The sequence below is a fragment of the Edaphobacillus lindanitolerans genome (genome assembly GCF_900156305.1).
GTDB classification, from domain to species: domain Bacteria; phylum Bacillota; class Bacilli; order Bacillales_A; family Planococcaceae; genus Bhargavaea; species Bhargavaea lindanitolerans.
In genome coordinates, this window is the sequence record NZ_FTPL01000005.1 from 194,277 (window position 1) to 203,226 (window position 8,950).

The 8,950-nt window shown below is 56.7% G+C and carries 10 protein-coding genes; 7 read left to right on the forward strand and 3 right to left on the reverse strand.

What is annotated here, in order from left to right; genetic code table 11:
- Nucleotides 1-5: 5 nt before the first annotated feature.
- Both B0B07_RS14575 and B0B07_RS14580 read left to right on the forward strand, forming a co-directional pair.
- Nucleotides 6-1,010 carry an ABC transporter permease gene (locus tag B0B07_RS14575; RefSeq protein WP_076760059.1) on the forward strand — a complete coding sequence of 335 codons (1,005 nt, stop codon included), beginning with the start codon at nt 6-8 and terminating at the stop codon, nt 1,008-1,010.
- Nucleotides 1,011-1,025: 15 nt separating this feature from the next.
- Entirely contained in the window at nt 1,026-1,916 is an 891-nt protein-coding gene (locus B0B07_RS14580) for an ABC transporter permease (RefSeq protein WP_076760061.1), read from the forward strand.
- 92 nt (nt 1,917-2,008) lie between these two features.
- On the opposite strand, the gene B0B07_RS14585 is transcribed toward B0B07_RS14580, so the two are convergent.
- Both B0B07_RS14585 and B0B07_RS14590 read right to left on the reverse strand, forming a co-directional pair.
- On the reverse strand, nt 2,009-3,094 hold the full coding sequence (locus tag B0B07_RS14585; protein WP_076760063.1) for an FUSC family protein: 1,086 nt from the start codon (nt 3,092-3,094) through the stop codon (nt 2,009-2,011).
- A gap of 93 nt (nt 3,095-3,187) precedes the next feature.
- Nucleotides 3,188-4,483 (reverse strand): glutamate-1-semialdehyde 2,1-aminomutase, encoded by a 1,296-nt coding sequence (locus B0B07_RS14590; RefSeq protein WP_076760109.1) that lies wholly within the window; start codon nt 4,481-4,483, stop codon nt 3,188-3,190.
- Between the two features lie 125 nt (nt 4,484-4,608).
- Here B0B07_RS14590 and bcp point away from each other — a divergent pair, with 125 nt between their 5' ends.
- From bcp to perR, 4 genes are all read left to right on the forward strand, one after another.
- Nucleotides 4,609-5,085 carry a thioredoxin-dependent thiol peroxidase gene (gene bcp, locus B0B07_RS14595; protein WP_076760065.1) on the forward strand — a complete coding sequence of 159 codons (477 nt, stop codon included), beginning with the start codon at nt 4,609-4,611 and terminating at the stop codon, nt 5,083-5,085.
- Between the two features lie 23 nt (nt 5,086-5,108).
- Nucleotides 5,109-6,056, forward strand: a complete 948-nt coding sequence (locus B0B07_RS14600; RefSeq protein ID WP_076760066.1) for a D-2-hydroxyacid dehydrogenase — start codon at nt 5,109-5,111, stop codon at nt 6,054-6,056.
- Entirely contained in the window at nt 6,056-6,604 is a 549-nt protein-coding gene (locus tag B0B07_RS14605; protein ID WP_076760068.1) for a cob(I)yrinic acid a,c-diamide adenosyltransferase, read from the forward strand. Before B0B07_RS14600 ends, B0B07_RS14605 begins: the two co-directional genes overlap by 1 nt.
- A 130-nt stretch (nt 6,605-6,734) precedes the next feature.
- On the forward strand, nt 6,735-7,184 hold the full coding sequence (gene perR / locus B0B07_RS14610) for a peroxide-responsive transcriptional repressor PerR (RefSeq protein ID WP_200805830.1): 450 nt from the start codon (nt 6,735-6,737) through the stop codon (nt 7,182-7,184).
- 58 nt (nt 7,185-7,242) lie between these two features.
- Here the strand turns inward: perR and B0B07_RS14615 are convergent, their stop codons facing one another.
- On the reverse strand, nt 7,243-7,605 hold the full coding sequence (locus tag B0B07_RS14615) for a YgzB family protein (RefSeq protein ID WP_076760070.1): 363 nt from the start codon (nt 7,603-7,605) through the stop codon (nt 7,243-7,245).
- A gap of 157 nt (nt 7,606-7,762) precedes the next feature.
- Between B0B07_RS14615 and B0B07_RS14620 the strand changes: the two genes are divergently transcribed.
- The gene (locus B0B07_RS14620; protein ID WP_076760072.1) at nt 7,763-8,638 is read left to right on the forward strand and encodes a nucleotidyltransferase-like protein; all 876 of its coding nucleotides are present in this window, start codon (nt 7,763-7,765) and stop codon (nt 8,636-8,638) included.
- Nucleotides 8,639-8,950 lie beyond the last annotated feature (312 nt).

Genomic DNA, 8,950 nt, shown 5'->3' on the forward strand with positions numbered 1-8,950 from the left:
TTCAAATGCTCCAATACATCGGAAAGCGGCTGCTGCAGCTCATCCCGGTCCTGCTCGGCATGACATTCATTGTCTTCATGATCATCCGTGCCATCCCGGGCAATCCCGCACAGGTCATCCTCGGCCAGCAGGCGTCCAAGGAGGCGGTTGCCGCACTGGAAGCCAAACTCGGCCTGGATCAGCCGTGGTACACCCAGTACTTCGAATTTCTCATGAACATCTTCCGCGGAGACCTTGGCGAATCCCTCCGCACCCGCTCGCCGGTCGCGGACGAACTTTGGCCATATCTCGCCGCCACGATCGAACTGGCCGTATTCGCGATGATCATCGCCGTCATCATCGGGGTCAATGCGGGCATCATCTCCGCCTGGTTCCAGAACTCCTGGTTCGACTACACGGCAATGATCCTTGCCCTGATCGGCGTATCGGTCCCGATTTTCTGGCTCGGCCTCATGGGGCAGTGGGTCTTCGGAATCGAGATGGACCTCCTGCCGACGACCGGCCGGGAGGATGTCAGGAATCCGGTGCATGCCATCACCGGCCTCTATGTGATCGACACGCTGATCCAGGGCCGGTTCGACCAGTTCGGCCAGGTTCTCCGGCACCTGATCCTGCCGGGCATAGCTCTCGCCACGATCCCGATGGCGATCATCGCCCGGATGACCCGGTCCAGCATGCTGGAAGTGATGCGCTCCGACTTCGTGCGCACGGCACGTTCGAAAGGGCAGAAAATGTTCCTCGTCGTGTACAAGCACGCCCTGAAAAATGCGATCATCCCGGTGCTCACCGTGATCGGCCTGCAGATGGGGATCCTGCTCGGCGGCGCGATCCTCACCGAGACGATCTTCGGGTGGCCGGGCATCGGCCGCTATATCTATGACGCAATCGGTTTCCGCGACTATCCGGTGGTCCAGTCCGGCATCCTCGTCGTCGCATTCATCTTTGTCATGATCAACCTGCTCGTCGACGTGCTGTACAGCGTAGTCGATCCGCGCATCAAATACGACTGAAGGAGGGACAATGCCATGACTCAGCTCGCCACCAACCAGTCACCGGACATTCCGGAGGGCAAAACAGCCGGCCCATGGCGCGAAGCATGGACCGGGTTCAAGAAGAGCAAGGCGGCGCTTGCGGGCGCATTCATCGTCCTGTTCTTCGTCGCGCTTGCGCTCGTCGGCCCGCTGATCGCACCGGAAGGGATCAACGAGCAGGACATCACCAAGCGTCTGATGGCACCGTCGTCCGCTCATTGGTTCGGGACCGACGATCTCGGCCGCGACATCCTCTCCCGGGTCATCCACGGATCCAGGATCTCGCTCTGGGTCGGATTCTTCTCGGTGATCGGATCGGTTGTCGTCGGCAGTGCGCTCGGCATCATCGCGGGCTACTACGGACGATGGGTCGACACGGTCATTTCCCGGCTGTTCGACATCATGCTCGCCTTCCCGTCGATCCTGCTGGCGATCGCCATCGTCTCGGTCCTCGGACCGTCGCTCCGCAATGCCCTGATCGCCATCGCGGTCATCAATGTCCCGAACTTCGGCCGGCTCATCCGCTCGAAGGTGCTCAGCATCAAGCAGGATGAATACATCACGGCTGCAAGGGGGATCGGGATGAGGGACACCCGGATCCTGTTCTCCCACATCCTGCCGAACTCGATGGCGCCGGTCATCGTACAGGGCACGCTCGCTGTCGCGACGGCCATCCTTGAGGCAGCGGCCCTGGGCTTCCTCGGGCTCGGTGCCCAGGCACCCGCTCCCGAGTGGGGCAAGATGCTTGCCGATGCACGGAATTACTTGCGCGATGCTCCGTGGACGATGATCTTCCCCGGACTGGCGATCATGCTGACGGTGCTCGGCTTCAACCTGATGGGGGACGGGCTCCGGGATGCCCTTGACCCGAGAATGAAAAACTGACAGAAAAAACCGCGGAACGGGCAATATTGCCCATTCCGCGGTTTTTGTGTTTTACCGGGGCCGGATCAGGCCTCATCCGGCTTCCGTACCGTTCAATAAACATCTTCCCTCAGTCGCTCATCCATCTCGGCCCCGTGCCGCTTGACGTAGCTGACGATGAGCCGGTCGAGGTGCTCCAGGTGCTCTTCATACCGCAGGATCGAGCTCAGCAGATGAAGCAGGTGGTAGGCGGAAAACTCTTCCTCTTCCTTCGTGACGGCAATTTCCTTGACGAAAATGTCCATCACTTCCTGCCTCGTGAGCGCAGAGTCCATCCCGGAGCGGGTCATCCGCTCGTCTTTCAGCTTTCCGGCGAACTTCAGCAGGATTTGTTCATGATAGGTGAGAAGCTCATCGAGCCGCTCCTGGATCATCATCCGGAAATGCGGCGGCAGGGTGAGCAGTTCATTTTCATACTGATGAAGGCGCTTGAGCACTTCATAGCCGCCTTTTGAGGTCTGGATCATCTGTCGGTAGATGACCAGCTTCCTGCCTTTGCGGTGGATGAAATGCTTTGTATAGCCGCGTTCTTCCTTGAACAATGAATAAAGCAGGTCAATGTTCTGGTAGCGGCCGTCAATTTTGTTCAGCGCCTTCTGGGTGGCCGAGTGCTCGGATGCCTGCCTTCCCGCCAGGCGGGTCCAGCGGATGATCTCATCCTCGGTGGTCTGGATCGACTGGAACAGCTTCGTTTCATATTTAGGCGGCAGGAACAGCATATTCACCAGAAAGGCGGCGAGGATGCCGGTGAGCATCGTGCAAAAGCGCAGGATGGCGTACATGACGAAATCCTCATTGCCCGGAAGCTCCATGATCCCGATCATCATGACGAGCGCCAGCGTGATGGCATTTTCGAGCTTGAACTTCAGCATGATCGCGATGATGACGACCGCTGCAAACCCGACGCCGATGAGATGGTCGCCGAAAATGAGGGCGAAAACGAACGCGACCACCGCGCCGATGATATTCCCCTGAACCTGCTGGACGATTGTCCGGTAAGAGCGGTAGATCGACGGCTGAATGGCAAAGATCGCCGCAATCCCGGCAAACAGAGGAGTCGGCATATGGAGAGTCTGCGCCAGGAACAGCGCCAGGATGATGGCGACACCCGTCTTTAAAATTCGTGCGCCGAGTTTCATGCAACAATTTTCCTTTCCGTGCGAATCGCTCTTTTTACATACTTTACCCGAACAACGGCACCCAAATCAATCCGCCGGTTGACGTCCGGCCCCTCAGCCGCGTGCCATTTCTGCAAACGAGGCGTCTGCCGCTTCGATCGTCTTCCGGATGTCCTCTTCGGTATGCGCGGTCGTGAGGAACCAGGCTTCATATTTGGACGGCGCAAGATTGACGCCGCGTTCCAGCATGAGACGGAAGAACCGGGCGAATTGTTCCCCGTCGCTATTTTCGGCCTGCTTGTAGTTTTCGATTTTCTCCTTCGTGAAGAACACCGTGAGTGCGCCTTTCAGGCGGTTGATCGTGATGTCCATACCGTGTTTTTCGGCAGAGGAGAGAAGCCCTTTTTCCAGGATCTCGCCGAGACGGTCCAGCTCTTCGTAGACGCCGGGTTCGCGGAGCACTTCCAGGCAGGCAATTCCCGACAGCATCGATGCCGGGTTCCCCGCCATCGTGCCGGCCTGGTAGGCAGGGCCGAGGGGAGCGACTTCATCCATGATTTCCTTGCGGCCGCCGTAGGCCCCGATCGGCAGGCCGCCGCCGATGATCTTGCCGAGTGCCGTGAGATCCGGCGTGAGTCCGAGCAGATCCTGCGCGCCGCCGTAGTGGAAACGGAACGCCGTGATGACTTCATCGTAGATGGTAAGGGCGCCGTGTTTCTTCGCCAGTTCATGGACAAGTGGCAGGAAGCCTTCATTCGGCTCGACGATCCCGAAGTTGCCGACGATCGGCTCGACGAGGATGCATGCCAGTTCATCGCCCCAGCGATCCATCGCCTCCCGGTACGCATCCGAGTCGTTGAACGGGATCGTGATCACTTCCTCGGCAATCGATTTCGGCACTCCGGCCGAATCCGGCGTGCCGAGCGTGGCGGGACCGGAACCGGCCGCCACGAGCACAAGGTCCGAGTGGCCGTGATAGCAGCCGGCGAATTTCAGCACCTTCGTCCGGCCGGTATAGGCGCGGGCAACCCGGATCGTCGACATGACTGATTCGGTCCCGGAGTTGGTGAACCGTACTTTATCAAGGGAGTGGATGGCGTCTTTCAGCATCTTGGCGAATTTCACTTCATGGCGTGTGGGTGTTCCGTACAGGACGCCGGTCTCGGCCGCATGCTTGATCGCCTCGGTGATGTGGGGATGCGCATGACCTGTGATGATCGGACCGTAGGCAGCCAGATAGTCGATGTATCGGTTGCCGTCGACATCCCAGAAGTATGCGCCTTCCGCGCGTTCCATGACCGTCGGGGCGCCTCCGCCGACCGCTTTGTATGCACGCGACGGGCTGTTGACGCCGCCGACGATATGTTCAAGCGCTTCGCTGTAGATTTCTTCTGATTTTGTCCGTTCCAATTTCAAGAGAATCCCTCCGTTCAAAGTGTCCATCCATCATTGTAGCAATGCATCCGCTGAACACCAAAAGAATTGTCACGCCCCGGCTGCTCCGGTACGATGAAGAAAACAGGAGGGGATCAGTGATGGAGAAAACTCTCGAAGGGCTAAGCGCCCCTGACTTTGCCTTGAAGGACAAGGACGGAAAAACGGTTTCGCTCGAAGACTACAAAGGGAAAAGCTATGTGGTCCTCTACTTTTATCCAAAGGACCAGACACCGGGCTGCACAACGCAGGCTTGCGATTTCCGTGACCGGAACAGTGAATTCGAAGCCCTGAACGCGGTTATCCTCGGCGTCAGCCCGGACAGCGCGGCATCCCACGAAAAGTTCACCGACAAGCACGGCCTGCCGTTCCGCCTGCTCGTCGACGAAGAACATGAAGCAGCGGAAGCATACGGTGTCTGGAAACTCAAAAAGAACTTCGGCCGGGAGTATATGGGGATCGAGCGGTCGACATTCCTGATCGATCCCACCGGGACAGTGGTGAAGGAATGGAGAAAGGTGAGCGTCAAGGGGCATGTGGAAGAAGCGCTTGAAACACTGAAAGAACTGACAAACTGACAAACTGACGAGGGGGAAGGGCAATGGACATCTTATTTCTATTTCCGTTGAAGGATCACCATGAACAGCGCCTGAAGGAGGCATTTCCGGATGTGAATTTCCTCTTTGACCGGAAGCCGGACGACCCGGCGATCGGGACGAGCGAGGTGATCGTCACCTACGGGGCGGACCTGGACGCAGCCCATATTGAAAAGGCGGAGGCGCTGAAATGGCTCATGGTTGCCTCGGCCGGCCTTGAGCAGCTTCCACAGGAGGAGATTTCAAAGCGGGGGATCACGGTCACGAACGTCAGGGGGATCCACAAGACGCCGATGGCCGAATCGATTCTTGCGCACATCCTGTCCGGAAAGAGGGGACTGAAGAGGATTTATGAACAGCAGGCGAGCAGGGAATGGAGCAAGAAGACCGGCAGCCGGGAACTCCGCGGCTCAACCGCCCTCATCCTCGGTCCCGGGGCTATCGGCGGCGAGGCCGGACGCCTTCTTCAGGCATTCGGCGTGAAGACATACGGCTGCAACCGTTCGGGACGGAAGGCCGACTACATGGATGAGATGCTTTCATTCGAAGGACTGACCGATGTCCTTCCTGAAATGGATTTCATCATCTCGGTGCTTCCGAGCACCCCTGAAACGAGGGGGCTTCTGAACAAAGAGCACTTCCTGTCGATGAAAGACACGGCTGTTTTCCTCAACTTCGGCCGCGGGGATCTGTATGACGAGCAGCATCTGATCGATGCGCTCAACGAGGGGCGGCCGGCTGCCGCCGTGCTCGATGTGTTTGAAACGGAGCCCCTGCCGGAAGACCACCCGTTCTGGGGGATGGATCAGGTGACGGTGTCGCCGCACGCATCTTCTCTCTCAGGCAAATACGTGGACCGTTCGCTCGACATCTTTATCCCGAACCTGAAGCTCTGGCTTGAAGGCAAGGCGGGTGACATGGACAATCTCATCGACACCGAGAGGGGATACTGATGAAGATCTACACGAAAACAGGCGACAAGGGAACGACTTCCCTGATCTATGGAAAACGGGTGGCGAAGACGGACCCGCTCGTGGAGGCGTACGGCACTTGCGACGAGGCGAACAGCGCCATCGGAATGGGGGTTTCCCATCTCCGCGGAGAGCAGTTCGAAGAGAAAGATGAACTGTTGAAAGCGTTCGGACGCATCCAGACCACCCTGTTCCATGTCGGCGCCGAACTGGCGACTCCGGAAGGGAAAGAAGTGAAATGGACGCTTGAACCGGAGGAAATCAGGGCGCTGGAGGAATGGATCGACAAGTACGATGCCGAACTGCCTGCGCTCCGGAACTTCATCCTGCCGGGCGGACACCCGGCTGCGGCCGGGCTCCACTTCGCGCGGACGGTCGTCCGGAGGGCGGAGCGGGCGGCCATTTCACTCGGCGGTCATGTGAACCCAGACGTCATTGCCTATCTCAACCGGCTGTCGGATTTCCTGTTTGTCGCTGCCCGCTATGTGAATATGAAACTCGGCTGCAGCGAAGACATCCTCCATTCCTGAATCGGCGGCCCGGCATGGAGGAAATCCGCCAGGCGCTGCGCGGCTTCATTGACAAACCTGCCCTGATTCCGATAAACTTATTGTAACGATTATTAATAAGGAATCTTTATGAAAAGAGGTGGGCATGTCCATGTCTGAAACTGTGCTGCAGGAAGCGCTGGAAACGTTGAAGACGACGGGTGTACGGATCACTCCCCAACGGCATGCAATTCTTGAATATCTCGTAAAATCAATGTCCCATCCGACTGCTGATGACATTTACCGTGCGCTCGAGGATAAATTCCCGAACATGAGCGTAGCCACTGTATACAATAATCTCCGTGTTTTCCGTGAAGCCGGACTCGTGAAGGAACTGCCTTACGGCGATTCTTCCAGCCGGTTCGATTTTGTCACAAATGACCACTACCACATCATCTGCAATGACTGCGGAAAGATCGTCGATTTCCATTATCCCGGCCTGGATGAAGTGGAGCATCTTGCCGCCCACGTCACGGGGTTTGAAGTGGACGCACACCGGATGGAAGTGTACGGAACCTGTCCGGAATGCACACAAAAGAAAACGGCAGCGCCAGTCCAGTGAAGCCGGAAAATAAAAACTCACGGGTCCCTGATCGGGCCCGTGAGTTTTTGTTTTATGATTATTTGCCTTCCCGCGCCGGTCTGTTCCGGTTATAGGATTCGTCGAATTCCTTGCCTTCAAGTTCAGGGTCAAGCGTGAGCGGCTCGCGGCAGTGCCCGCACATATCCACACGGCCGAGCACCTTCGTCGGCTTTCCGCAATTCGGACAGACAACCTGCACGGCTTTCGTGGAGAGCATCCCGATCCAGAAATAGACGATCGTGCTTGCCACGATGCTCAGGAGACCGAGGAGCATGAAAATCACCATGACAACCGGGTATTTCTTAAAGAAGATCCCGAAGTACATGATGACGAACCCGATGAAAATCAGAGCGAGGGCAAAGGATCGGATCCGGTTGATTTTATTCTTGTAAGGTTTCATTCCCGATTTTCCTCCCTTTGTCGGGGCCAGCCAGAGTGACTCTGCATCCCCGTATACTATAGCACATTTGAGGGAGACCGTCGTTTTTCGAAGATGCAAAGAAGGATTCGGGGCGGCGGTGTCGAACTTGCTACATGTGAAAAGGAGGAATCATCCCATGGAGCATCTGCTGCGGCCGATCTACCAGGAGCGGGCGGGGGATCCGGATACGCTTGCCGTCCTTCTCGTCGAAAAGAGGGGAAAGCTTGATCCGGTGACCGATACATTCGATGCAATCCTGCTCATCATAGCAAGAGATGCCGAACGTCCTGTTTACACAAAGCATTACACCGATGGTCCCGAAAAGGCAGCCATGCACATCATTTCGGAAAAACAGCTGAAGAAATGGCTTCTTCTCGGCACGAACCGTAAAATTGTCGACTGGCTCATCTTTGGACGGGTCTTGTTCGACCGCAATGAATATATAGAAACAATCAAGAGGGAAATGAAAGAATTCCCGTTCTACGGAAGGCAGATCAAGATGGGACTCGAATTTGCGCGTCTCATCCGGCACTATATGGAGGGAAGGATGTTCTTCGAACAGGAGAACCATCTGGACGCCTACAATGACGTGGTCCGTTCCCTGCATGGACTTGCCCGGCTTTCGGTCATCGAAAGCGGCCTGTTCCCGGAAGTGACGGTCTGGTCGCAGGTGAAAAAGATCGAGCCGGCGATCTATAAACTTTATGAAGAACTAGTGCTGAGCGATGAAACGCTTGAAAAGCGGCTCGAACTGCTTTTCCTTGCCGGCGAATTCTTCATCCATTCTCGGACAGCTGACGGAGCGCGCCACATCGTGTCGGTGATGTCCGAGCGTCCGGTCTGGACAATCCAGGAGCTTCATGAGCAGGAGGAACTGCGAAACTATTCCGCCGATCTGGAAGTATTCATCGAATACCTGATTGAAAAAGAGTATATAGAAGTGGTCCAGGAGCCGGCCAAGGACGGCCGGATTGAGCACCGCTATTACCGTGCGGCGTCCGGATCCGACTGAGGTCCGGACGCCGCCCTGAACATTCCCCGTCCAGGCGGGGAAGTTTTTTTAAAAAGGGTGTTGACGGTGGCAAGTAAATCGCTTATGATAGTAAACGTCGCTTGAGGGCGGCGCGGCGAAGAGCCGCCGGACGATGATTTAAAACCTTGAAAAATAGGGGTTGACTCGCCGGAGACACGCCGCTATAATAGAGAAGTCGCTTTCGGAGCGGCGGACATGAACCTTGAAAACTGAACAGCAAAACGCTGATAAAACTGTTCCCGGAACCCGGCCCCGTCGGGCGAACGGAACAACTGATTCGGACATATCAAG

What these genes read in the sequence shown, in the direction of transcription:
- B0B07_RS14575 (WP_076760059.1), top strand. Translation starts at nt 6, where the DNA reads ATGCTCCAATACATCGGAAAGCGGCTGCTGCAGCTCATCCCGGTCCTG.
- B0B07_RS14580 (WP_076760061.1), top strand. Translation starts at nt 1,026, where the DNA reads ATGACTCAGCTCGCCACCAACCAGTCACCGGACATTCCGGAGGGCAAA.
- B0B07_RS14585 (WP_076760063.1), bottom strand. Translation starts at nt 3,094, where the DNA reads ATGAAACTCGGCGCACGAATTTTAAAGACGGGTGTCGCCATCATCCTG.
- bcp (WP_076760065.1), top strand. Translation starts at nt 4,609, where the DNA reads ATGGAGAAAACTCTCGAAGGGCTAAGCGCCCCTGACTTTGCCTTGAAG.
- B0B07_RS14600 (WP_076760066.1), top strand. Translation starts at nt 5,109, where the DNA reads ATGGACATCTTATTTCTATTTCCGTTGAAGGATCACCATGAACAGCGC.
- B0B07_RS14605 (WP_076760068.1), top strand. Translation starts at nt 6,056, where the DNA reads ATGAAGATCTACACGAAAACAGGCGACAAGGGAACGACTTCCCTGATC.
- perR (WP_200805830.1), top strand. Translation starts at nt 6,735, where the DNA reads ATGTCTGAAACTGTGCTGCAGGAAGCGCTGGAAACGTTGAAGACGACG.
- B0B07_RS14615 (WP_076760070.1), bottom strand. Translation starts at nt 7,605, where the DNA reads ATGAAACCTTACAAGAATAAAATCAACCGGATCCGATCCTTTGCCCTC.
- B0B07_RS14620 (WP_076760072.1), top strand. Translation starts at nt 7,763, where the DNA reads ATGGAGCATCTGCTGCGGCCGATCTACCAGGAGCGGGCGGGGGATCCG.